The following is a 245-nucleotide window of genomic DNA, read 5'->3' on the forward strand; positions in this document are numbered from 1 at the left end:
GGCTTTGAAATATGGTGCGTCTGCGTCCCGAGATCAACGCCCGGGCCTAAGGCACATTTCGGAAACGTCGAAGCCACGGCCGTGAAGTTATGCGACAGATGGACGGCGGAGGTAGGCTTTGAACTGATGTGCGTCATGACGAGAATCACGAACGTCCTCGGCACCGCGTTCAATGCCTACCAGGTTGGGGATGTCTGATCGAAGGCCGAGGCCCTTGCGTGGTCGGCCAGACCGTCCGCTAACTG

At 58.8% G+C, this 245-nt stretch carries 1 protein-coding gene; it reads left to right on the forward strand.

All coding sequences use genetic code 11. The features are described from left to right. Positions 1-198 (forward strand): hypothetical protein (locus SB771_RS36345; protein WP_410722204.1); only part of this gene is annotated, 198 nt, incomplete at its 5' end. Positions 199-245 lie beyond the last annotated feature (47 nt).

This window comes from Burkholderia sp. SIMBA_051, assembly GCF_046534915.1.
Classification (GTDB): domain Bacteria; phylum Pseudomonadota; class Gammaproteobacteria; order Burkholderiales; family Burkholderiaceae; genus Burkholderia; species Burkholderia ambifaria.